Origin of the sequence: Streptomyces sp. NPDC058741 (genome assembly GCF_042746715.1) — a bacterium.
Classification (GTDB): Bacteria; Actinomycetota; Actinomycetes; order Streptomycetales; family Streptomycetaceae; genus Streptomyces.
In genome coordinates this window covers 103,346-126,373 of sequence record NZ_JBHYQH010000018.1, presented here as the reverse complement: position 1 = coordinate 126,373, position 23,028 = coordinate 103,346, and the positions used below count along the sequence as shown (strand labels likewise).

18 protein-coding genes and 1 riboswitch are annotated in these 23,028 nt (G+C 72.3%); of the genes, 6 read left to right on the top strand and 12 right to left on the bottom strand.

All coding sequences use genetic code 11. The annotated features are described in order from the left end of the window. Nucleotides 1–57 precede the first annotated feature (57 nt). Both ACFW6P_RS17195 and ACFW6P_RS17190 read right to left on the bottom strand, forming a co-directional pair. A complete protein-coding gene (locus ACFW6P_RS17195) occupies nt 58–1,866 on the bottom strand; it encodes a sensor histidine kinase (RefSeq protein WP_386352957.1) in 1,809 nt (602 codons plus the stop codon). Next, on the bottom strand, nt 1,856–2,563 hold the full coding sequence (locus ACFW6P_RS17190) for a response regulator transcription factor (protein WP_386352954.1): 708 nt from the start codon (nt 2,561–2,563) through the stop codon (nt 1,856–1,858). The genes ACFW6P_RS17195 and ACFW6P_RS17190 overlap by 11 nt, the downstream gene beginning before the upstream one ends. 232 nt (nt 2,564–2,795) lie before the next feature. Between ACFW6P_RS17190 and ACFW6P_RS17185 the strand changes: the two genes are divergently transcribed. From ACFW6P_RS17185 to ACFW6P_RS17170, 4 genes are read left to right on the top strand one after another with little or no spacing between them, the layout of a single operon-like run. Beyond that, complete coding sequence (locus tag ACFW6P_RS17185; RefSeq protein WP_386352951.1) at nt 2,796–3,365, top strand: hypothetical protein; 570 nt, start codon at nt 2,796–2,798, stop codon at nt 3,363–3,365. Beyond that, nucleotides 3,355–4,713, top strand: a complete 1,359-nt coding sequence (locus ACFW6P_RS17180; RefSeq protein WP_386424049.1) for a peptidoglycan-binding protein — start codon at nt 3,355–3,357, stop codon at nt 4,711–4,713. The genes ACFW6P_RS17185 and ACFW6P_RS17180 overlap by 11 nt, the downstream gene beginning before the upstream one ends. Further along, entirely contained in the window at nt 4,710–5,399 is a 690-nt protein-coding gene (locus ACFW6P_RS17175) for an ABC transporter ATP-binding protein (RefSeq protein ID WP_386352945.1), read from the top strand. Before ACFW6P_RS17180 ends, ACFW6P_RS17175 begins: the two co-directional genes overlap by 4 nt. Beyond that, nucleotides 5,396–6,700: an ABC transporter permease gene (locus tag ACFW6P_RS17170; RefSeq protein WP_386352943.1), complete on the top strand. Its 1,305-nt coding sequence runs from the start codon at nt 5,396–5,398 to the stop codon at nt 6,698–6,700. The genes ACFW6P_RS17175 and ACFW6P_RS17170 overlap by 4 nt, the downstream gene beginning before the upstream one ends. Before the next feature lie 36 nt (nt 6,701–6,736). On the opposite strand, the gene ACFW6P_RS17165 is transcribed toward ACFW6P_RS17170, so the two are convergent. The 4 genes from ACFW6P_RS17165 to ACFW6P_RS17150 are packed head-to-tail and all read right to left on the bottom strand — an operon-like array spanning nt 6,737 to nt 12,205. Then, nucleotides 6,737–7,384: a thymidine kinase gene (locus ACFW6P_RS17165; protein WP_386352940.1), complete on the bottom strand. Its 648-nt coding sequence runs from the start codon at nt 7,382–7,384 to the stop codon at nt 6,737–6,739. Nucleotides 7,385–7,433: 49 nt separating this feature from the next. Beyond that, nucleotides 7,434–8,630 (bottom strand): alkaline phosphatase family protein, encoded by a 1,197-nt coding sequence (locus ACFW6P_RS17160; protein ID WP_386352937.1) that lies wholly within the window; start codon nt 8,628–8,630, stop codon nt 7,434–7,436. Further along, nucleotides 8,630–9,217, bottom strand: coding sequence for a DUF5998 family protein (locus ACFW6P_RS17155; RefSeq protein WP_386352935.1), 588 nt, complete (start codon nt 9,215–9,217; stop codon nt 8,630–8,632). The genes ACFW6P_RS17160 and ACFW6P_RS17155 overlap by 1 nt, the downstream gene beginning before the upstream one ends. Before the next feature lie 51 nt (nt 9,218–9,268). Next, nucleotides 9,269–12,205, bottom strand: coding sequence for a GNAT family N-acetyltransferase (locus ACFW6P_RS17150; protein ID WP_386424047.1), 2,937 nt, complete (start codon nt 12,203–12,205; stop codon nt 9,269–9,271). 176 nt (nt 12,206–12,381) lie between these two features. On the opposite strand from ACFW6P_RS17150, the gene ACFW6P_RS17145 reads away from it, so the two are divergent. Further along, complete coding sequence (locus ACFW6P_RS17145) at nt 12,382–12,663, top strand: HPr family phosphocarrier protein (RefSeq protein ID WP_386352929.1); 282 nt, start codon at nt 12,382–12,384, stop codon at nt 12,661–12,663. Nucleotides 12,664–12,807: 144 nt separating this feature from the next. Here the strand turns inward: ACFW6P_RS17145 and ACFW6P_RS17140 are convergent, their stop codons facing one another. The 4 genes from ACFW6P_RS17140 to ACFW6P_RS17125 all read right to left on the bottom strand — a co-directional run bounded on the left by ACFW6P_RS17140 (nt 12,808) and on the right by ACFW6P_RS17125 (nt 17,625). Further along, on the bottom strand, nt 12,808–13,524 hold the full coding sequence (locus ACFW6P_RS17140; RefSeq protein WP_386352926.1) for a GntR family transcriptional regulator: 717 nt from the start codon (nt 13,522–13,524) through the stop codon (nt 12,808–12,810). Nucleotides 13,525–13,712: 188 nt separating this feature from the next. Further along, nucleotides 13,713–14,501 carry a M23 family metallopeptidase gene (locus ACFW6P_RS17135; protein ID WP_386352923.1) on the bottom strand — a complete coding sequence of 263 codons (789 nt, stop codon included), beginning with the start codon at nt 14,499–14,501 and terminating at the stop codon, nt 13,713–13,715. Nucleotides 14,502–14,513: 12 nt separating this feature from the next. Continuing rightward, nucleotides 14,514–14,679, bottom strand: a riboswitch (cyclic di-AMP (ydaO/yuaA leader). 190 nt (nt 14,680–14,869) lie between these two features. Then, nucleotides 14,870–16,258 carry a M16 family metallopeptidase gene (locus tag ACFW6P_RS17130; RefSeq protein WP_386424045.1) on the bottom strand — a complete coding sequence of 463 codons (1,389 nt, stop codon included), beginning with the start codon at nt 16,256–16,258 and terminating at the stop codon, nt 14,870–14,872. Beyond that, nucleotides 16,255–17,625 (bottom strand): M16 family metallopeptidase, encoded by a 1,371-nt coding sequence (locus tag ACFW6P_RS17125; RefSeq protein ID WP_386352917.1) that lies wholly within the window; start codon nt 17,623–17,625, stop codon nt 16,255–16,257. Before ACFW6P_RS17125 ends, ACFW6P_RS17130 begins: the two co-directional genes overlap by 4 nt. 218 nt (nt 17,626–17,843) lie before the next feature. Between ACFW6P_RS17125 and ACFW6P_RS17120 the strand changes: the two genes are divergently transcribed. After that, nucleotides 17,844–20,300 (top strand): DNA topoisomerase (ATP-hydrolyzing) subunit A, encoded by a 2,457-nt coding sequence (locus ACFW6P_RS17120; RefSeq protein ID WP_386352915.1) that lies wholly within the window; start codon nt 17,844–17,846, stop codon nt 20,298–20,300. On the opposite strand, the gene ACFW6P_RS17115 is transcribed toward ACFW6P_RS17120, so the two are convergent. Both ACFW6P_RS17115 and ACFW6P_RS17110 read right to left on the bottom strand, forming a co-directional pair. Further along, nucleotides 20,297–21,400 carry a CobW family GTP-binding protein gene (locus ACFW6P_RS17115; protein WP_386352912.1) on the bottom strand — a complete coding sequence of 368 codons (1,104 nt, stop codon included), beginning with the start codon at nt 21,398–21,400 and terminating at the stop codon, nt 20,297–20,299. The two genes, ACFW6P_RS17120 and ACFW6P_RS17115, sit on opposite strands and share 4 nt — an antisense overlap. Nucleotides 21,401–21,759: 359 nt before the next feature. Beyond that, nucleotides 21,760–22,926: a citrate synthase/methylcitrate synthase gene (locus ACFW6P_RS17110; RefSeq protein ID WP_386352909.1), complete on the bottom strand. Its 1,167-nt coding sequence runs from the start codon at nt 22,924–22,926 to the stop codon at nt 21,760–21,762. Nucleotides 22,927–23,028 lie beyond the last annotated feature (102 nt).

Genomic DNA, 23,028 nt, shown 5'->3' with positions numbered 1-23,028 from the left:
AAGGCACACCGCGCGTGACCGTCGTGCGGCCCGGACGTCCCACCGCTCGCCATGGCGCTACGGCCGGCGCCCGGGAGAGGTCCCGCGGGGCACGCGGACGGTGAAGACCGTCTCGATGCCCGGGCGGCTCGTCACGAAGACCTCTCCGCCGTGGGCCCGCACGAGCTGTCTGACGATGGACAGTCCCAGGCCGCTGCCTCCGGTCTTCCTGCTGCGGGACGTGTCCCCCCGCCAGAAGCGGTCGAACACACGCCGCAGATCGTCCGGGGGGATGCCGGAGCCGGTGTCGGTCACCCGGAGCTCGACACCGGACGGCACACGGTGGGCTTCGAGGACGACCCGGCCGCCGGGAGGGGTGTGGCGTATCGCGTTGGACAGGAGGTTGCCGATCACCTGGCGCAACCGCACCGGATCGGCGTGGACCGACAGATCGCCGGCGGCGTGCACGATCAGCTCGACCTTCTTGGCCTTCGCTCCCGGCCGGTGCGCGGCGGCTGACTGCCCGATCAGGTCCTCCAGGCGCACCTCGCGCGGGCTGAGGTGCAGCGTCCCGGCGTCGGCGGCGGCGAGCATCTGAAGGTCGTCGATGATGTGCTGGAGCAGGTGGGCCTCCTCCTGCAGCGAGGCGAGGAGGGCGGAGTCGGGTTCGGCGATCCCGTCCTGTGCCGCGTCCAGCCAGCCACGGATGTTGGTGAGCGGGGTCCGCAGCTCGTGGGCGATGTCGCTGACCATGGCCCTGCGCTGCTCCTCGGTGCGTTCGCGGCGTTCCGAGAGGTCGTTGAGGGCGGCGGCCAGACAGCCGGTCTCGTCCTTGGTGGTGACCGGAATGCGGATGTGCTGCCCGTCCGGGGCGCGGGCGGCGTCGGCCAGCGCCCGCAGCGGACGTACCAGGCGGACGGCGATGACCGTGGTCAACGCGATGGTCACGGCGAGCACCAGGGCGGTGGTGCCGACGATCCGGAGGGTTCCGGACGGGGACAGGTCGAACACGCGGACGGCCGCTCTGGAGGAGTCGGTGACGAACAGCAGTGCCGCCGGGGCGACGTGCCCGGTGAGCTGTTCGCGCCGCCCCTCCTCGACGCATTCGTCGACGATCGTGTGCTCCGCCTCGGAACCCTGGTACTCCGGCCGCAGCCGCACGTCGATCCGTACGGACTCGGGCGCGGGCACGTGGTGGCGCTCCGCGCAGCGCCGGACGAGCCGTTCGAGTTCCGCGAGTGCGGCGGTCTCCGTCCTGGTGGGGGCCGCCAGTTGCTTGGAGAGGCACAGGGGAGCGGCCTCGGTCTCCGTCGGGGAGAGCCGGACCTCGGGCCGGCCGCTGAATCCCTCGACGATGTACGCCGGACGCCCCAGCCTGTCGGCCAGGCACTCGACCTCGGCGCGGGCGAGCCGGCGCAGTTCCGCCCGCTCGTCGGCGGGGAGGCGGTAGGGGCCGACGGCACGGGGGTCGATGCGGGAGCTCTGCTGCTCGGGGTCGACGCCCTGTCCCGGGTGGGCCGTGACGTGCAACGGGTCGATGAGCGCCGAGGCGTTGACGGGCAGGTCACCGGTGCGTTCCCGGTCGGACGCGGTGATCGGCCGGCGGGTCCGCGTGGTCAGGACGATACCGCGGCCGGTCCGCTCGGCCAGCTGCCGCACGGTGCGTTCCACGCCCTCCCAGCCACGGTGCGACGCCGCGAAGCCCGTGAGCGTGTCCTGGATGGCGGCGTCGTCCGCGAGCACCTGACCGCGCTCCTGCTCGATGGCCAGGCTCGTACCGCGCACCGTGAGCCATGCGGTCGCCCCGATGGACAGCAGGGAGATCACGAGGGACGTCAGCAGCAGCCGCAGCAGCAGGCTGTTGCGCAGGGGGACTTCAGTCGCCACGGCGGCCGCTCGTCAGCTTGTACCCGATCCCGTGGACGGTCAGCAGGAGCGCGGGGTCGCGCGGAGAGATCTCGATCTTCTTCCGCAGGTTCATGATGTGCACGTCGACGGCGCGTTCCGTGATGATCCGGTCGTGGCCCGTGGTGCACTCCAGCAGCTGAGCCCTGGTGAAGACCCGGCCGGGCGAGGCCGCCATGGTGCTGAGGATGCGGAACTCGCCCGGGGTGCAACGGATCGGACGGCCGTGGCAGAAGACCTCGTGGCCGGCCGGATCCAGGGTGAGCGGCCCGACCTCCAGGACCTGCCGGGTCTCCGGAACCGGCTGATCCGCGTGCTGGGTGCGCCGTAGCAGGGTGCGGACCCTCGCCACCAGCTCACGCGGCCGGTAGGGCTTGGACATGTAGTCGTCCGCGCCCAGATTCAGGCCGAGGAGCACATCCTCCTCGGTGGACCGGGCCGTGAGCATCAGCACGGGCAGATTTCCCGCGGCCCGTATCCGGCGGCACACCTCCAGTCCGTCCAGACGCGGCAGCATCCAGTCGAGCACGATCAGGTCCGGCGGCCGCCGGGCGACCTCGTCCAGGACCGTCCGGCCGTCGTGCACCACGGTGACGGCATGACCTTCGTGAACGAGGTAACGCCGGATCAGTTCGGCCTGTTTCTCGTCGTCCTCGGCCACCAGAACGTTCGCACTCATGGTTCCGATGCTAGACCGGAAACGCTCACCGAGAGGCCGGCCCAGCCCTCTTTCCCTTCCTCACAACTTCCTGACAATTCCATGTTATTGCGGGCCACGGCAGCCGGATTCCGGCCTGTCGGCGCCCTCTCACACCTTCCTGACAATCGTCTGCCACAGTCACCGCATGAGAAACGCATCGACTCGTCGTCGTTCCGGTTTCCGCGCACGGCGCTCCCGTCGCGGCGCCCTGGTGCTCGCCGTCGCCGGGGCCGCGTTCGCCCTGATCTCCGGCTGTTCCGACGGCAGCGGCGGCCGGGACCCCGAAGTGGCCTCCGTGGCCTCCGCGGGCTCCGGAAAGCCGGGCGGGAGCGGATCCTCGGCGGCCGCCGCGGCCGAGGCCGGGCGTCCCCAACTCCGGCTGGACACCACGATCGAGGAGGAGGTCCGGATGTACCAGGGCTACCTCCGCTGCCTCAAGGACCAGGGCGTGGACATCCCGCGCTCGGGCGGCAAAGGCGGTGAGGACATCGATCCGAATTCCTTGTGGTTCCCGGGCGTGAACGTGGCCGAGGAGCACCCCGCCGCGGAAAAGAAATGCCTCTCCAAGAGGCCGTTGCAGCCTTCGGAAACCGACCCGAAGAAGAACCCGAACTACATGACGGACTACCGCGAGTGGATCGAATGCGATAACCGCAGGGGCTTGGAGGTCGATCCGCTCCCCGACGGCAGCGGCTGGAATTACAAGGAGGGCGGGAGCATACCGGACAACGCCGATCAGATCGACAGCGAGTGCCGGATCGAGGCCTTCAGTGAGCAGTGAACGCGACCCCGCGGACACCGTGATGCTGCGTAAGGTCGCCGACGGACCCGGACCCGAGCCGGACCCCCGGCGGCCCGCGCGGCACTCCAGCAGGTTCACGCGTCGCGGCGTCGTCACCGCGACCGCCGTGCTCCTCACGCTCGGGGTCGGCGCCGGGCTGCTGTGGGCCCGCGACGACACCGGCGCCCCGGCGGCCGACAGCGGTCCCGAGATCAGGACGGTCGCCGTCACCAGGACCGATCTGTCGGGCACCAGAGAGATCAAGGGCACGCTCGGCTACACCTCCCCGCGCACCCTCCGCGGCCCAGGACAGGGACGCGTCACCTGGTTGGCGAAACAGGGGACGACGGTCGAGCGCGGTCGACCGCTGTACCGGGTCGACGAGCGTCCCACCGTGGTCTTCCACGGCATCACCCCCCTGTACCGCAGACTCGACGCGGTCGGCCTCACCGGCCGGGACGTCCGGGTCGTCGCCGACAACCTCAGGGCGCTCGGGTACGACATCGGACGCCAGCCGCCACCGGGCACGCGGATCCAGCCGTCGCGCCCTGCGGCCCCCGACGCGTCCGGGGCGGACCGTCCGGATGAGGAGCGGGGGGAGGCGTCGGGCTCGCAGCCCCCGCCGACCGAGGAGAGCGGCACCCCGCCCTCGGACTCCTCGTCCTCCGGGGCACCGGCGGGGGACCCACAGGCGGCGGCTCCCCCGCCGGTGACGGTCAAGGAGGGCGACGGCGTGCTCACGTCCTCGCTGATGGCCGCCGTCCGGCGCTGGCAGCCGACGGTGGGCATGCAGCCGACCGGCGTCCTCGACGTCTCCGACGTGGTGGTGACGCAGACCGCCGTGCGGGTCAGCGAGATCCTCGTCCAGCCCGGGGACGAGGCGGCTGAGCTGATGACGGTCACCTCCACGACCAAGTCCGTGACCGTGCCGGTGGAGGCCCTCGACATCGGGTCCATCAAGAGGAAGCAGCGGGTCACCGTGGTACTCCCCGACCGGTCCGAGACCACGGGCCGGGTCTCCGCGATCAGCAGCGTCATCCGTGGCGGCCAGGACGGTGCGGACCAGCCGGGACGCTCCAAGATCAACGTCACGGTCTCGCTCGACGCCCCGGAAGCCGTGAAGGACCTCGACTCCGCACCGGTCGAGACGCAGTTCGAGGCCGAGTCCCGAAACGACGTGCTCGCGGTGCCCGTCGGTGCGCTGCTCGCCCTGCGCGAGGGCGGTTACGCCCTCCGCGTCGCCGGGGGCGACCTCGTCCCCGTCGAGACGGGCATGTTCGCCGAGGGGCTGGTCGAGATCAGCGGCGAGGGTGTCAGGGAGGGCATGAAGGTGGAGGCCACGGCATGACCGACGTCATCACCGTGCGTGAGGCGACCATGACCTATCCCGGCGGTGTCCGGGCCCTCGACCGGGTCTCGCTGTCGGTCGGGCGCGGCGAACTGCTGGCCATCGTCGGCCCTTCCGGCTCCGGCAAGTCCACCCTCCTCAACATCATGGGCACTCTGGACCGGCCCACCAGCGGCGATGTGATCGTCGAAGGGCAGAACGTGGCGGATCTCCCCGACCGGCAACTCTCCGCCCTGCGCGGCCGGCGACTCGGCTTCGTCTTCCAGCAGTTCCACCTGACGGACGGTCTGACCGCGGCGGAGAACGTCGCCAGCGGCCTGCTCTACGCCGGAGTGCGCAGACGCCATCGGCACCGGCTGGCCGAGGAGGCCCTGGCCCGGGTGGGACTGGCGCACCGCGCCGGCCACCTGCCCCAGCAGTTGTCCGGAGGGGAGCGCCAGCGCGTCGCGATCGCCCGGGCGCTGGTCAACGAACCCGCCCTGGTCCTGGCCGACGAACCGACCGGAGCACTCGACACGGCCAACGGCGCCGCCGCGCTGGCGCTGCTGAGAACGCTCCACGAGGAAGGCACCACGATCGCGGTCATCACCCATGACCGCGACATCGCCGCCCAGTTGCCCCGGCGGATCCGGATGCGCGACGGCCGCCTCGTCGAAGACACCGCACTGACCGAGAGTTCGCCATGACCGCTCCTGACGCCCCACCCCGCCGGACGCCGCGAAGGGCACACGGCGCTCTGCGCCGGACACCGGCTCCCGGGACCTCCCGCCCCGGCGGCGGCCGCGGGACCAAGCCGGTGCGCCTGGCTCCGTCGGACCTCCTCGGGCTCGGGCTCCTCGGGCTGCGCACCCGCAAGCTCCGGGCCGCCCTGTCGGCGCTCGGGATCTCGATCGGCATCGCCACGATGGTCGTGGTGACGGGCATACCCGCCTCCAGCCACCGGGCGCTGATGGACGAGATGTCCGCGCTCGGCTCCAACATGCTGCGGGCGCAGTCCGTGTCGGTGCAGAGCAAGCCCGTACCCCTGCCGGAGGAGTCGGTCGACATGGTGCGGCGTATCGGCCCGGTCACCCGGGTGAGTGCGGTGGCCAACACGCATGCGCAGGTCCGGCGTTCCGACCTGATCGACGAGAACGACTTCTCCGGCGCGGGCCTGTCCGTTCTCGCGGCCCGGCGCGATCTGCTGGACGTGGTGGGCGGATCGGTGTCGTCGGGCCGGTACTTCAGCCGTGCCGACGAACGGTTTCCCACCGCCGTCCTGGGTGTTCAGGCCGCGACCCGGCTCGGCATCGGCGAGATCCACGCCGGCGACCCGCCCCCGCAGATCCGGATCGGCACGTCGTGGTTCACCGTGATCGGCGTGCTGCGCGCCGTCCCCCTGGCCGACGACCTCGACCATGCCGTACTGACCGGATGGCACGCTGCCCGGGAGACCCTGCGGTTCGACGGCAAACCCACGGTGATCTACATCAAGGCACGGGAGGAGGCCATCGAGGAGGTGCGGGACGTGCTGCCCGCCACCGTGTTCCCCGATCAGCCCGGTCAGGTCCAGGTCAGCCGTCCCTCGGACGCCCTGGCCGCGAAGCGCGCCACCCAGAACACCTTCTCGTCGCTCTTCCTGGGGCTCGCCGGAGTCGCCCTGCTGGTCGGCGGGATCGGGGTCGCCAACACCATGGTGATCTCGGTGCTGGAGCGCCGCAGGGAGATCGGGCTGCGCCGGGCCCTGGGCGCGACCCGGGGCCAGATCCGGGTCCAGTTCCTCACCGAGTCCGTGGCGCTGGCGGTGCTGGGCGGCGCCGCGGGAACCGTGCTGGGTGTCCTCGTCACCGTCGGCTACGCGGCCTACCAGGGCTGGCCATCGGTGATCTCGCCGCTCTCGGTGGCCGGCGGCTGCCTCGGTGCGGCCGTGGTCGGCGTGGTGGCCGGTGTCTACCCGTCCGTCCGCGCTTCCCGGCTGTCCCCGACGAAAGCACTGGCGTCGGCCTAGGGCCGGCCCGGGAGTCGGGGGCGCCGGGGCCGGCCGTCACCGGGTGACCGGCAGCACGTCCGGCGACAGCGCCGCCGCCCGCGCCGACGCCGCCGTCATCCGGCGGCGGTGGTGGCGGCGGCACAGCACCTCGTAGCCGACCTCGTCCGCGGAGTCGGTGACGTCGCCGACCACCACCTGGGCGCCCTCGACGACCATGACCCCGCCGACCGTGCGGGCGTTGTGCGTCGCGCGGGCTCCGCACCAGCACAGCGCCTCGACCTGGAGCACCTCGACCCGGTCGGCCAGCTCCACCAGCCGCTGGGAGCCCGGGAACAGCTTGGAGCGGAAGTCGGTCGTGATACCGAACGCGTAGACGTCCAGGCTCAGGTCGTCGACGACGCGGGCGAGTTGGTCGATCTGCTCGGGCGCGAGGAACTGGGCCTCGTCGGCGATCACGTAGTCCGCGCGGCCGCCCTGCGAGAGGTGGTCGACGAGGTGGGCGTACAGGTCCGCGCCGCCGCCGACCTCCACCGCGTCCGTGACCAGGCCGAGGCGGGAGGACAGTTTGCCCTGCCCGGCCCGGTCGTTGCGGGTGAAGATCATGCCGACCAGCCCGCGCGCCGAGCGGTTGTGCTCGATCTGGAGAGCCAGCGTCGACTTCCCGCAGTCCATCGTTCCGGAGAAGAACACCAGCTCGGGCATGTCGAGGGAACACCTCTCGGTGGTGGGGGGGGCGGTCGGATCGAGGGCTTCAGGAGCGTACTTCGAGCAGGGGGACGAGCTGCTCGGCGGGGGTCATCGAACCGTGGTTGCCGACCATCGCCGACTCCTTGGGCTCCCGCTGGGAGGCGATGAGCAGGACGTCGTCGCGCGCGGCGGCGACCACGTCGCCGATCCGGCCGTGGACCCGCTCGTCGATCCGCGGGCCGAACCAGCCCGCCGCGATGGCCTCCTCGCGTGAGGCGACCCAGAACTGCTCGCCGAGCACCTCGCGCCAGCAGGTCAGGACGTCGTTCGCGGCGCCGGGCACCGCGTAGACGTGCCGGGCGCGGCCCTCGCCGCCGAGCAGGGCGACTCCGGCGCTGAGCTCCCAGTCCTCGTCGAAGTCGATGCGGTGCTCCTCGTCGAAGGGCACGTCGATCATGCCGTGGTCGGCGGTGACGTAGAGGGCGCTGCGCGGGGGCAGTTGCTCGGCGAGGCGCTGGACCAGGCGGTCGGCGTACATGAGCTGGCCGCGCCAGGCGTCGGAGTCGACGCCGAAGCGGTGGCCGGCGCCGTCGACCTCGGCGAAGTACGTGTAGACCAGGGAGCGGTCGCCGGCGGCCAGTTGCTCGGCGGCCAGGTCGACGCGGTCCTCGCCGGGGAGCCGTCCCAGGAACGTTCCGCCACTGAGCGCGACCTTGGTGAGCGGGGTGTTCTCGAAGGTCGGGGACGACACCTGCGCGGCGTGCACACCCGCCTGGTGGGCCAGCTGGAAGACGGTGGGGTAGGGCTGCCAGGGGCCGGGCGGGGTCCACGGATGCCAGCGCAGCTGGTTCATCAGCTCGCCGGTGTCGGGGTTGCGCACCGTGTAGCCGGGCAGGCCGTGCGCGCCGGGCGGCAGGCCGGTGCCGACGGAGGCGAGGGAGGTCGCCGTGGTCGCCGGGTAGCCGGCGGTGAGCGGGCGTCCGGTGCCGCCGCGCGAGGTGGCGAGCAGGGACGTCATGAACGGGGCGTCCTCGGGGTGCGCCTTGAGCTGCTCCCAGCCGAGGCCGTCGATCAGGAACACGCAGTTCCGGTCGGCGGGGGTCAGCTCGGTGATCGCGGCGCTCATGCCGGGGACGCCCTGGCCGGCGGTCAGGGTGGGCAGCAGGTCGGCGAGGGAGCCACTGCCGTACTCGGGGGCCGGCGCCGAGGCGACGGCGAGCGGTTCGGGGTGGTGGTCCCAGGCCGTGTGCGGCTGTGCCATCAGCGGGCGCTGTCCGCGGTCGCCTCGGAGAGGGCCTGCGCGAAGGCGAGGGCCTCGCGCACGGTCTCCGGTCCGTCCCCGGCCTCGCTGACGCGCAGGCTGAGGTCGTCCGCCGTCGAGTTGCCGGTGTAGCCGTGGTCCGCCTCGCAGTTGGGGTCGCCGCAGGCGGCAGGCTCCAGGTCGATGCGGGAGACGGCGCCCCAGCCGATGGTGAGCACCACCTCGCGGGGCAGGGTGCCCGGCTTGTACGACTCCGGGTTGGCGACCACGCGGCTGACCACGATCGACGAGATGCGGCCGATCTTCACGGACTCCGTCGACGTCGTGGCGTACGGGCTCGGGGAGGTGCTGTCGGCGGCCTGCTCGTCGGTGTGGCTGACGATGAAGCGGTGGTCCGTGAGGACGAGCACGGTGACGTGCCGGCGCACCTCGTTCTGGTCGAACGTGGTCTCCTGGTGAACCAGGTACGACCGGATGGGGTCGCCGCCCACGGCGGCCTCCACCGCCTCGGCCACGAGGGCCGGGTAGTAGCCGCTGCGCTCGATCGCCGCACGCAGCCCCTGGGTCGTCGTACTGGTCTTGGCCATGACGCCCATCCTACGGGGGACCACTGACTGCGAGGCACCGCTCGCCCCCGGTCAGTACGCGGGCAGCGTCCGGGGACCCAGGTCGTCGCGCACGGGCGGGGGTGCGAGGCGGACGGAGGCGCCCAGGACGCTCAGTCCGTGGGAGGCGACGACGACCGGCTCCAGGGTGACCGCGACGACCTCGGGATGGTCGTCGACCAGCCGGGACACGCGCAGCAGCAGCTCCTCCAGGGCGCGGGTGTCGGCCGGTGCGGAGCCGCGCCAGCCGAACAGCAGGGGGGCGGTACGGATCGAACGCACCAGCGAGTTCGCCTCCCGGTCGGTGACCGGGATCAGCCGGTGCGCGGTGTCCCCGAGCAGCTGCGAGGCGGCGCCGGCCAGCCCGAAGGAGAGCACGGCGCCGGCGGCCGGATCGATGACGGCCCGGACGACCACGTCCACGCCGCGCGGCGCCATCCGCTGCACCACCGGACGCAGCTCGTCCGGGTCGCCGAACAGCTCGGTCAACTCGGCGTAGGAGCGGCGCAGTTGGTTCTCATCTGTGACGTCCAGGCGTACGCCGCCCAGGTCGGCGCGGTGGCGCAGGTGCGGGGCGACGGCCTTGAGGGCGACGGGGTAGCCGAGGGCCCGGGCGGCCTCGACGGCGGCGTCGGGGGTCGGGGCGGGCAGGGCGCGGTGGACGTGGACGCCGTAGTGGCCCAGCAAGTCGCAGGTCTCCTCCGCGCCGAGCGTGAGGCCCTGCCCGCGCGCGAGCAGCCCTTCGATCAGCGCGGCGGCGCCCTTCTGGTCGATGTCGTCGTACTCGGGCACCCTGCCGGGGTCGGCGGCCTCCCGGCGCCACTGCGCGTAGCTGACGGCCTGGGCGAGGGCCCGGACGGCGCGCTCGGCGGCGGGGTAGGCGGGGATGAGGCGGTCGCCTTCGGGGGCCCCGGTGGTGGCGGAGGGCTCCTCGGCGGGGCGGCTGACCTTCGCGGGGTGCGGCTCTCCCGCGGAAGGCCGCTGTGCGGCGGGGGGCCGCCCCACGGGCGGTGCCTGCCCGGCGGCCAGAGGTGGCGGCTCGTCCGCCGTGGCCTGGGCGGCGGTGCTCACCGCCGCGGCCTGGGATGCCGTCTGGGGCGCCGTGCTCGCCGCCGCGGACAGGGCCTCCGCGAGGCCGCCCAGCTCGACATGGACGACGAGGACCGGTTTGGCCGGGGCGGCGGCCGCCGCCGAGCGCAGGGCCTCGGCGAGTGCCGCGTCCCCGACCGAGCCCTCCCCCACCGCCGGGATGGCGGTGACGACCACGGCGTCGCACCGGTCGTCGGCCAGCACGCGGGACAAGGCGGCGTGGAAGTCCTCGGCGGAGGCGGCCGTGGTCAGGTCCTGCGGGGGGTGCGGCCGCAGGCCCTCGGCGAGGCACGCGTCGTAGGTGAGCAGGCCGAGCGACTCGGAGTTGCCGAGGATCGCCACCCTCGGGCCGGCGGGGAGGGGCTGGCGCGCGAGGAGCAGGCCCGCGTCCACGAGGTCGGTGATCGTCTCGACCCGGATGACCCCGGCCTGCCGCAGCAGGGCCGAGACGGTCGCGTGCGGCAGCCGCGTCGCCCGGACGGCGTGCCCCTGGGGAGGCGCACCGTGCCGGGCGCCCTGGACCACGACCAGCGGCTTCGCCGCGGCGGTCCGGCGGGCGAGGCGGGTGAACTTGCGGGGGTTGCCGATGGACTCCAGGTACATGAGCACGACGTCGGTGTCGGGGTCCTCGTACCAGTACTGGAGAGCGTCGTTGCCGGAGACGTCGGCGCGGTTGCCCGAGGAGACGAAGGTCGAGACGCCGGTCACGCCGGTGACGCCGCCGTCGCGCCGGTGCAGCCGGGACAGCAGGGCGACGCCGATGGCGCCGGACTGGGCGAACAGGCCGATCCGGCCCGGTCGCGGGGTCTCGGGGGCGAGGGAGGCGTTGAGGCGGACCCGCGGGGACGTGTTGATGACGCCGAAGGCGTTCGGGCCGATGATGCGCATGCCGTACGTGCGCGCCTGCCGCACCAGGGCGCGCTGGCGTTCCCGCCCTTCCGTGCCGCCGCTCTCGGCGAACCCGGCGGAGACCACGACGAGGCCCTGCACACCGTGTTCGCCGCACTCGGCGACGACCTCGGGTACCCGCTCGGCCGGCACGGCCACGACGGCGAGGTCGACCGGGCCGTCGATGTCCCGCACCGAACGGTGGGCCGGGACCCCGTCGAGCTCCTTCCGCCCCTCGGGCAGGGCCCTGTTCACCGCGTACAGGCGGCCGGTGAAGCCGGCGTCCCGGATGTTGCCGAGGACGCTGCGGCCCACGCCGCCCGGGGTGCGCCCGGCGCCGACGACGGCGACCGAGCAGGGGGCCAGCAGCCGCTGCACCGAGCGCGCCTCGGCGCGGTGTTCGCGCGCGTACTGCACGGCGAGGGAGCGGTCGGTGGGTTCGAGGCCGAACTCCAGGCGGACCACGCCGTCCTCGAAGCTGCGCCTCTGGGTGTACCCGGCGTCCGTGAACACCTTGATCATCTTGGTGTTGGCGGGCAGCACCTCGGCGGCGAAACGGCGGATGCCGCGCTCGCGGGCGACGGCGGCGATGTGCTCCAGCAGGGCGGAGGCGACGCCCCGGCCCTGGTGGGCGTCCTGCACAAGGAAGGCGACCTCGGCCTCGTCGGCGGGTGCGGACGCGGGCGTTCTGTCGGCGCCGATCCGGTCGTAGCGTACGGTGGCGATGAACTCGCCGCCGACCGTGGCCGCGAGTCCCACCCGGTCCACGAAGTCGTGGTGCGTGAAGCGGTGGACGTCCTTGGCGGACAGGCGAGGGTACGGCGCGAAGAAGCGGTAGTACTTCGACTCGTCGGAGACCTGCTCGTAGAAGCTGACCAGACGCTCGGCGTCATCGACGGTGATGGGCCGGATGCGCGCGGTGCCGCCGTCGCGCAGCACCACGTCGGCTTCCCAGTGGGCGGGATACTCGTGCCGGTCCGGCGAGGTGTGCATGGCCCCCAGAGTACGGCTAGCGCCCGGCGACGGCGCGAGGCAGTCTGGGAGGGCGTCAGCCGGGTCGAGGCCGCGACCCGGCGGCACCCCGGGGCGGTCGTGGGAGACCGTCCCGGCGCAGCTTCACGATATGGGAAACTGGTCTAGACAACCCTGAAACCGAAGGGCAGCAACACATGGCTGAGCGCCGCGTCAACGTCGGCTGGGCCGAGGGCCTCCACGCCCGCCCCGCTTCCATCTTCGTCCGAGCCGCCACGGCCGCAGGCGTCCCGGTGACGATCGCCAAGGCAGGCGGCAAGCCCGTCAACGCGGCCTCCATGCTGGCGGTCCTGGGCCTCGGCGCCCAGGGCGGCGAGGAGATCGTCCTCGCCTCCGACGCCGAGGGCGCGGACGTCGCCCTGGACCGGCTGGCCAAGCTGGTCTCCGAGGGCCTCGAGGAGCTTCCCGAGACCGTCTGAGTATTTCCCGCGCCTGACCCGGCGCACCCTGAAGGGCTCGTCCGCATTCACGGGCGAGCCCTTCGCATTCCCCCCGCATTTCCTGTTCGCGGGCAGCGCAAACAGCCCCCGCGAATATCCCGCTCTTTGTATACGGCTCGCATGTTAATGCCGCGGGCTTCCCGTGTTTACGCCATGTTGCGCATTCCTCACACGCTCGGGGCGCTCCCCGGCGGAGCCGATGTGCTGCCCGGTGGAGCCGATGCGCAGACGGTGCGCGGCCGTGGCGCGCTCGGCGTGCAGCGCCGTGAGCGCCCGCGCGCGCTCGCCGTCCCCGCGCGCCACAGCGTCCACGATCGCCCCGTGCTCGCCCCAGTACTCCGCGGGACTGGCCGGCGGCTCGACGGCGTACATCCACGCGATCTTGTGGCGGAGCTGGGTGAGCGCCGAGGTGAGGGCGGGGCTGCCGGAGGCCTGCGCGAGCGTCTCGTGGAACCACCCGCCCAGAGAGCGCAGGTCGTCGCCGCCTCCCCGGCGGGCGCGCTCCTGGCCCAGCCGGACCAGGCCGCGCAGGACCTTCAGGTGGGCCTCGGTGCGGCGCTGGGCGGCCCGGGCGGCGCCGAGCGGCTCCAGCAGCACGCGCATCTCCAGCAGGTCGGCCGCCTCCTGCTCGGTGGGCTCGGCGACGCACGCGCCCGCGTGCCGCCGGGTCACCACGAAACCCTCGGCCTCCAGGGTCCGCAGGGCCTCCCGGACGGGGACGCGTGAGACACCGTAGCGGCGGGCGAGGAGTTCCTCGGTGAGCCGGCTGCCGCGTTCGTGGACACCCGCGACGATGTCGTCCCGGATGGCCGTGCAGACCGAGTGCGCGGGAATACGCATGACCGACCTCCGCCAATCCCCGTGAAATGCCGACGCGTGACACGTGTTCCGTGACTCTATGGCAATGAGCGGGAATTTCCGACGGCGGGCCGGAAATCAGGGATATTTTTCGGACAGGGGCCGGCTGCCGAAAACCCGAAAGGCCCCGGCTCGTGCGGCCGGGGCCCGGGGACGCGGAGCGGGATCCGTCAGATGTTCACGCCGTGCGAGCGGAGGTAGGCGACGGGGTCCATGTCCGAGCCGTACTCGGGGCTCGTGCGGGCCTCGAAGTGCAGGTGCGGGCCGGTCACGTTGCCGGTGGCGCCGGACAGGCCGATCTGCTGGCCGGGCGTGACCTTCTGGCCCACGGAGACGGCGATGGACGACAGGTGGCCGTACTGGGTGTACGTGCCGTCGTTCATCTTGATCACGATCTGGTTGCCGTAGGAGCCGCCCCAGCCGGCCTCGACGACCGTGCCCGTACCGACCGCGTGGACGGAGGTGCCGGTGGCGGCGTGGAAGTCGACGCCGGTGTGGCTGCCGGAGGACCACAGGCCGCTGCTGGTCTGGTAGCCGGTGGAGACGTACGAGCCGGAGATCGGGGAGACGAAGGTGTTGAGGCGCTTGCGCTCGGCCTCGCGGGCGGCGCGCTCCTTGGCCTCGCGGGCCTTCTCGGCCGCTTCCTTGGCCCTCTTGGCGGCCTCGGCGGCCTGCTCGCGGGCGGCCTCCTCGGCCCTCTGCCTGGCGGCGGCCTCCTCGGCCGCCTGCTTCTGGGCGACGGCCTGGGCGCCGATCTGCTGGGCGACGGTGTCGCCCATGGTGACGACGGGAGTGAGACCGGTCTGCTCGGGAGCGGGGTCGGCGGCGACGGCGGCCGGAGCGGCCACGGTGCCGATGACACCGGTGGTGGCGAGGGCCGCTACGCCCGCCGCGCGGGCGGTGCCACGCTGCATCCGGCTGGGACGTCGGTGCTTCCCGGCGGCGCGGGTGAACGCCATGTGGTGGCTGGTCCTTTCCTTCCCTCTCGCCTACCGGGTTAGCTGACGGGTTCGGAGCAGGAAGGTCTCCTACGGACCCCCTCGCGGCTCGCGCGGGCGTCCGATTCACCCCAGGGACTGCTGATGGGTCCCCGGCTCCCCTGGCTCGCGCCGTACGGGGACTCGGCGATGACTGTCCGGTGCCGCGGGTGCGGCGCACTGCCTGACGAACAGCCCGGATGACGCTAAGCGGGGGCACTTTCAATTCCCAAACGGAACCCCGCTTTTGTAGCGCATCCCACAGGGCAGACGGGCAACCTCCATACCAATTCGGGCGTAAAGGAGCCCTGGTGCCTTCCAGGACGACCAGGGCTCCCGCGCGCGTGCCCCTACTCGGCGGCGACGACCGAGACTTCGCCGATGCCGAGGGCGTCGACCGGCCCCTGGATCTGCGCCGCGTCGCCGACGAGGACGGTCACCAGCCGGTCCACCGGGAAGGCGCTGACGGCCGCCGCGGTGGCCTCCACGGTGCCGGTCGCGGCGAGCTGCCGGTACAGCGTGGCCTGGTAGTCGTCGGGCAGGTGCTGCTCGACCTGGTCGGCCAGCGTCGACGCGACGGCGGCCGCCGTCTCGTACTTCAGCGGCGCGACACCGACCAGGTTCTGCACGGCGACGTCCCGCTCGGCGTCCGTCAGGCCCTGCGCGGCGAGCGTGCGCAGCACCGTCCACAGGTCCTGCAGGGCCGGGCCGGTGTTGGGCGTGTCCACGGAGCCGCTGATGGCGAGCATCGAGGCACCGGTGCCGTCCGGAGCGGACCGCAGGACCTGGGCGAACGCGCGCACGCCGTAGGTGTAGCCCTTCTCCTCGCGCAGGACGCGGTCCAGCCGGGAGGTGAGGGTGCCGCCGAGGCAGTACGTGCCGAGCACCTGCGCGGGCCAGACGCGGTCATGCCGGTCCGGGCCGATGCGGCCGATCAGCAGCTGCGTCTGCACGGCGCCCGGGCGGTCCACGATGACGACCCGCCCCCTGTCGTCGGCGGTCACCGGCGGCACCGGCCGCGGCTCGGCCTGCGACCCGGTCCAGGCGCCGAGCGTGTCGCCCAGCAGAGCGTCGAGGTCGATGCCGGTCAGGTCGCCGACGACCACCGCGGTGGCGGTGGCGGGGCGGACGTGCTTCTCGTAGAAGCCGCGTACGGCCGCGGAGTCGATCGCGGCGACCGTCTCCTCGGTGCCCTGCCGGGGCCGCGACATGCGCGAGTCCGCCGGGAACAGCTCCTTGGAGAGCTCCTTGGCGGCGCGGCGCGAGGGGTTGGCCAGCTCGTGCGGGATCTCGTCGAGGCGGTTGCGGACCAGCCGCTCGACCTCGCTGTCGGCGAACGCGGGCGCCCTGAGGGCGTCGGCGATCAGACCGAGCCCCTTGGCGAGCCGGGACGCCGGGACCTCCAGGCTGAGCCGGACACCGGGGTGGTCGGCGTGCGCGTCGAGCGTGGCGCCGGCGCGCTCCAGCTCGGCAGCGAACTCCTCGGCGGGGTGCTTGTCGGTGCCCTCGGAGAAGGCCCGGGCCATGATCGTGGCCACGCCGTCCAGACCGGCCGGCTCGGCGTCCAGGGGCGCTTCCAGCAGCACCTCGACGGCGACGACCTGCTGGCCGGGGCGGTGGCAGCGCAGGACGGTCAGGCCGTTGCCGAGCGTGCCGCGCTCGGGGGCGGGGAAGGCCCAGGGCCTGGCGTCGCCCGCCTGGGGCTGGGGGTGGAAGTCCATCGCGGCGAGCTCGGTCACTTGGCCGCCTCCTCGTTCTCGTCTCCGGCCGCGGCTGCGGTGTCCTCGTCGGTGGCGTCCTCGTCGGCGACGGGCTCGTAGACGAGCACCGCGCGGTTGTCGGGCCGCAGGCGGGCCTTGGCGACCTCCTGCACCTCCTCCGCCGTGACCTCCAGGACGCGATGGACGGCGGTCAGGGCGAGCTGCGGGTCGCCGAACAGCACGGCGTAGCGGCACAGTTCGTCGGCGCGGCCCGCGACCGTGCCGAGCCGGTCCAGCCACTCGCGCTCCAACTGGGCCTGGGCGCGCTCCATCTCCTCTGCCGTGGGGCCCTCCTCGGCGAACCGGGCGAGCTCCTCGTCGATCGCGGCCTCGATGACCGGCACCTCCACGTCGCCGGACGTCTTCACGTCCAGCCAGCCGAGGGAGGGGGCCCCCGCGAGCCGCAGCAGGCCGAAGCCCGCCGCCACGGCCGTGCGGTCGCGGCGCACCAGCCGGTTGTAGAGGCGGGAGGACTCGCCGCCGCCGAGGACCGTGAGGGCCAGGTCGGCCGCGTCGCACGCGCGCGTGCCGTCGTGCGGCAGGCGGTAGGCGGCCATCAGGGCGCGCGCCGGGACCTCGTCCTCGACGATCTCGCGCAGCTGCTCGCCGATGGTCTCCGGCAGCGCGCCGTCCCGCGGTGCGGGCTTGCCGTCGTGACCGGGGATGGAGCCGAAGTACTTCTCGATCCAGGCGAGCGTCTGCTCGGGGTCGATGTCGCCGACCACGGAGAGCACGGCGTTGTTCGGCGCGTAGTAGGTGCGGAAGAACGCGCGGGCGTCCTCCAGGGTCGCCGCGTCCAGGTCGGCCATGGAGCCGATCGGGGTGTGGTGGTAGGGGTGGCCCTCCGGGTAGGCGAGGGCGGTCAGCTTCTCGAAGGCGGTGCCGTAGGGCACGTTGTCGTAGCGCTGGCGGCGCTCGTTCTTGACGACGTCGCGCTGGTTCTCCATCGACTCGTCGTCCAGGGCGGTCAGCAGGGAGCCCATGCGGTCGGCCTCCAGCCAGAGGGCGAGCTCCAGCTGGTGGGCGGGCATGGTCTCGAAGTAGTTGGTCCGCTCGAAGCTGGTGGTGCCGTTCAGCGAGCCGCCCGCGCCCTGGACCAGCTCGAAGTGACCGTTTCCCTTGACCTGGGCGGACCCCTGGAACATCAAGTGCTCGAAAAGGTGAGCCAGGCCGGTACGCCCCCTGACCTCGTGGCGCGAGCCGACGTCGTACCAGAGGCACACCGCCGCGACCGGGGTCAGGTGGTCCTCGGAGAGCACCACGCGCAGGCCGTTGGTCAGGCGGTGCTCGGTCGCTGTCAGGCCTCCGGAGCCTGCCTGGGCTGTGGCCGTGTGACCCATGGGCATGTACGTCCCTTCGATCGCTGAGCGGTCGGTCGGACCGCGGATTCCTGCCGGTCCTGCCACTGTATGCAAGCGCGCGAAGCCCTGGTGAAGTTCCCGGCGCCGGCCTCGGGCCGCGGGCGGGGGCGTCGCTTGACCCGGGTCCTGGTCCCGCTTGTCAGTCCGGCGGTCCACAATGGTCCGCGTCAGATCCGGAACGCAGCAGCAAGGAGCCGGCAGCGATGGCCCGCCGCAGCACGAAGACCCCGCCGCCCGACGACTCGTACGAGGAGCGGATCCTCGACATCGACGTCGTCGACGAGATGCAGGGCTCCTTCCTCGAGTACGCGTACTCGGTCATCTACTCCCGCGCCCTGCCGGACGCCCGCGACGGCCTCAAGCCGGTGCACCGGCGCATCGTCTACCAGATGAACGAGATGGGCCTGCGCCCGGAGCGCGGCTACGTCAAGTGCGCCCGTGTCGTCGGCGAGGTGATGGGCAAGCTGCACCCGCACGGCGACGCGTCGATCTACGACGCCCTGGTGCGCATGGCGCAGCCCTTCTCGATGCGGGTCCCCCTGGTCGACGGCCACGGCAACTTCGGCTCGCTGGGCAACGACGACCCGCCGGCCGCCATGCGGTACACCGAGTGCCGGATGGCCGAGGCCACGAGCCTGATGACCGAGTCGATCGACGAGGACACGGTCGACTTCAACCCCAACTACGACGGCCAGGAGCAGGAACCGGCGGCCCTGCCCGCCGCCTTCCCGAACCTGCTGGTCAACGGCGCCTCGGGCATCGCCGTCGGCATGGCCACGAACATGCCGCCGCACAACCTGCGCGAGGTCATCGCCGCCGCCCGCCACCTGATCAGGCACCCCAGCGCGGACCTCGACGCCCTGATGAAGCACGTCCCGGGCCCGGACCTGCCCACGGGTGGCCGCATCGTCGGCCTTTCCGGCATCCGGGACGCGTACGGGTCGGGCCGCGGCACCTTCAAGATCCGGGCAACCGTGTCCGTGGAGCAGGTGACGGCCCGCCGCAAGGGCCTCATCGTCACCGAACTGCCCTTCGCGGTCGGCCCCGAGAAGGTCATCGCCAAGATCAAGGACCTGGTCGGTTCGAAGAAGCTCCAGGGCATCGCCGACGTCAAGGACCTCACCGACCGCGAGCACGGCCTGCGCCTGGTCATCGAGATCAAGAACGGCTTCGTGCCGGAGGCGGTCCTGGAGCAGCTGTACAAGCTGACGCCCATGGAGGAGTCCTTCGGGATCAACAACGTGGCGCTGGTCGACGGCCAGCCGCTCACGCTGGGGCTCAAGGAGCTCCTGGAGGTCTACCTCGACCACCGGTTCAACGTCGTCCGGCGGCGTTCGGAGTTCCGCCGCGGCAGGAAGCGGGACCGGCTGCACCTCGTGGAGGGCCTGCTGACGGCCCTGCTCGACATCGACGAGGTCATCCGCCTCATCCGCTCCAGCGAGAACTCCGCGCAGGCCAAGCAGCGCCTGATGGAGCAGTTCTCGCTGAGCGAGGTGCAGACGCAGTACATCCTCGACACGCCGCTGCGCCGTCTGACCAAGTACGACCGCATCGAGCTGGAGGCCGAGAAGGACCGGCTCACCACGGAGATCGAGGAGCTGACCCGGATCCTCGACTCGGACGCGGAGCTGCGCAAGCTGGTCTCCACCGAACTGGCCGCGGTCGCCAAGAAGTTCGGCACCGACCGGCGTACGGTCCTGCTGGAGTCGGGAGGTGCCCCGGTCGCGGCCGTGCCGCTGCAGGTGGCCGACGACCCGTGCCGGGTGCTGCTGTCCTCGACGGGTCTGCTGGCCCGTACGGCGAACGCCGAGCCGTTCCCGGAGCCCGCCGGCGCCAAGCGCGTGAAGCACGACGTGATCGTCTCGGCGGTGCCGGCCACCGCCCGCGGCGAGGTGGGCGCCGTCACCTCGGAGGGCCGGCTGCTGCGGCTGAACGTGGTCGACCTGCCGCAGCTCCCGGAGGCCATGCCGACGCCGAACCTGGCGGGAGGTGCCCCCCTTGCGGAGTTCGTCTCCCTGGAGGACGACGAGACGGTCGTCTGCCTGATGACGCTCGACGAGTCCTCGCCGGGCCTGGCCCTCGGCACGGAACAGGGTGTGGTCAAGCGCGTCGTCCCGGACTACCCGTCCAACAAGGAAGAGCTCGAGGTGATCACGCTCAAGGACGGTGACCGGATCGTCGGCGCCGTCGAGCTGCGCACCGGCGACGAGGACCTGGTCTTCATCACCGACGACGCCCAGCTGCTGCGCTTCCAGGCCTCCCAGGTCCGCCCACAGGGCCGCCCGGCCGGCGGCGTGGCCGGCATCAAGCTCGCGCAGGGAGCGAAGGTCATCTCCTTCACGGCGGTGGACCCGGCCGCGGACGCCGTCGTCTTCACGATCGCGGGTTCGCGGGGCACGCTGGACGACTCGGTCCAGACGACGGCCAAGCTGACCCCGTTCGACCAGTACCCGCGCAAGGGCCGCGCCACCGGGGGCGTGCGCTGCCAGCGGTTCCTGAAGGGGGAGGACTGCCTGTCGCTGGCCTGGGCCGGCCCGGCCCCCGCCCGTGCCGCGCAGAAGAACGGCTCCCCTGCCGACCTCCCGGAGATGGACCCGCGCCGCGACGGCTCGGGCGTGTCCCTGGCGAAGACGGTGTCGGTGGTGGCCGGACCGGCCTAGACGGGCCGAGCGGCCTCCTCGCCGGGGCCGCTCCCGTCGGCGGCCCCGTCAGGCCCTTCGGGGTCGCGTACGTACCGCAGGACGCCCCACATGCCGTGCTCGTCGGCGTGTGGGGTGCCGTTCCTGCACGCGTCCAGCTCCTTGCCGAGCGCGGAGGCGTCGATGCCGGAGCCGATGAGGACCAGCTGCGTGAGGCGCTCCTCGCCGGCCGGCCAGGGCTCGGGGTAGAAGCGCAGGAAGCGCCCGACGGCGTGTACGGCGTAGCGGTTGAGGACGTCGTACGGGCCGAAGTCGACGTATCCCTTGATCCGGTACAGCCCCTCGGGCCGGCTGTCGAGGAACGCCATCAGCCGCCGCGGGCCGAGCGGCTCGGCCGCGACGAACGAGAGGCTGTCGTAGGCGGCGTGCAGATGCCCGGCGTGGCCCTCGTCCCCGTCGGCGTCGTGATCGTGCAGGTCGTCGAAGGACAGCTGCCCGACGCGTTCCTCGCTCGGACGGCAGTCGAAGAGGAACTCGGGGTCGATCCGGCAGTAGGTGGCCGGGACGACGGCGGCTCCGTCGACGAGGGACGTGACGAGCCTGAGCACGTGCTCGCCGTCCTCGGCCCGGTCGAGCTTGTTGACCACCACGAGGTCGGCGAGGGCGAGATGCCGGTCGATCTCGGGGTGCCGGGAGCGGGTCTCGTCGAACTCGGCGGCGTCGACGACCTCGACGAGCCCGCCGTACACGATCCCGGGGTGCTCGCTGGCGAGCAGCATCCGCACGAGTTCCCGCGGCTCGGCGAGGCCGCTGGCCTCGATGACGATGACGTCGATGCCGAGGGAGGGCTCCGCGAGCCGCTCCAGGTACCGGTCCAGCTCGCCGGGGTCGACGGCACAGCACAGGCACCCGTTGCCGAGCGAGAGCGTCGAGTCGCCCAGCGCTCCCGCCACGGCCATCGCGTCGATCTCGATCGCCCCGAAGTCGTTGACGAGGGCGCCGATCCGGCTGCCACCGCTGTGGTGGAGGAGGTGGTTGAGCAGTGTGGTCTTCCCGGAGCCGAGGAACCCGGCCAGGACGACGACCGGGATCTGCTGCGGTTTCGGGCTCGGCTGACTCACCGTGCGACCTCTCTGACGCCGACGCGTGCACCGGCTCGTGTCCCGGCACGCGTACGAGAACGGGATGCCGACCCAGGATACGAGCCGTGGGAATCACGCCGAGGTGAAGGGCTGTTGCGGCACCGGCCCTCAGGCGTCCGGGTGAGAGGCACGACCAACGACGCCTTGGCGGAGCCAGCGGCGGCGAGCCTGGCCAAGCGGTAGGGACGACCAGCGACGGGGCGTTGCCGCTGCTGTGAGGCTGTGACGAGGTAGTCCTCGCCCGTGCCGCACCCGCAGCAACCCTGCCCGGAGGCGAGCCCCCGCGAGGCACGGAGCAGGGCACCCCAGCCCGTCATGAGGTGCGCGTCGATGCACCATCAGGCGGACGCCGGCACCGCCACCGGCGCATCCGGCCCCACATACCGCGCCACCGGGCGGATGATCTTCGTGTCCTCCGCCTGCTCCAGGATGTTGGCGCTCCAGCCCACCACCCGCGCCGCGGCGAACGTCGGCGTGAACATCTCGCGCGGCAGGCCGCAGAGTTCCATCACCAGGCCCGCGTAGTACTCGACGTTGGTGTGCAGTTCCCGGCCCGGCTTCAGCTCCGCCAGGATCCTCTCGACCTGACACTCGACCTCCACGGCGAAGTCCACGCGCGGGCCGCCGAATTTCCGGGCGACCTCGCGCAGCATCCGCGACCGCGGGTCCTCCGTGCGGTAGATCGCGTGCCCGAAGCCCATGATGCGGTCCCCGGCGAGCACCCGTTCCCGCACCCAGGAGTCGATGCGGTCCGGGGTGCCGATCGCGTCCAGCGTGTCCAGCGCCCGGCTCGGGGCACCCCCGTGCAGCGGCCCGGACAGCGCCGCCACCGCACCGGCGAGGCACGCCGCCACGTCCGCGCCGGTGGAGGCGATGACCCGGGCCGTGAAGGTTGATGCATTGAATCCATGGTCAATGGTGGAGATCAGGTAGCGCTCGATCGCCCGGGCGTGCTGATCGTGCGGTACCGAACCGGTCAGCATGTACAGGTAGTTCGCCGCGTACGGGAGATCCTCGCGCGGCTCCACCGGTTCGAGCCCCTTTCCCAGGCGGTGCAGCGCGGTCAGCAGCGTCGGCACGGCCGCGGCCGCCACCAGCGCGTCCTCCAGGCGCTGCCCGGCTTCGATGTCGTACACGGGCCGGAAACCCTTCGCCGCTCCCAGCAGCGACAGCGCCGTGCGCATTCCGGCGAGCGGGCCGGAACGCCCGCCGGCGGCCGCGAGGGCCGGCAGAGCCGCGCGCACCTCGCCGGGAAGCCGCCGCAGCGCGGCGGTGCGGCGCGCGAAGGCCGCGCCCTGCTCGGCGTCCGGAAGCTCGCCGTGCACGAGCAGATGCCAGACGTCCTCGAACGAGCGGGTCCGTGCGAGATCCACGGCGGAGTACTGCCGGTAGTGGTAGAAGCCCTCACGACCGCGGACGTCACCGATGCGGGTGTCGGCGACGACGACACCGGCGAGTCCCCGCGGCGCCTCGACGAGAGTGGTTGCGGACCTGTTGACGGACATGTCTTCCTCCCTGAACTTGATTCGACTGTCCATGCTCGACTCAAACTGTGTCAATATTGATTGAATCAATATTTGATCAATGGTTCGCTGGACGGATACGGT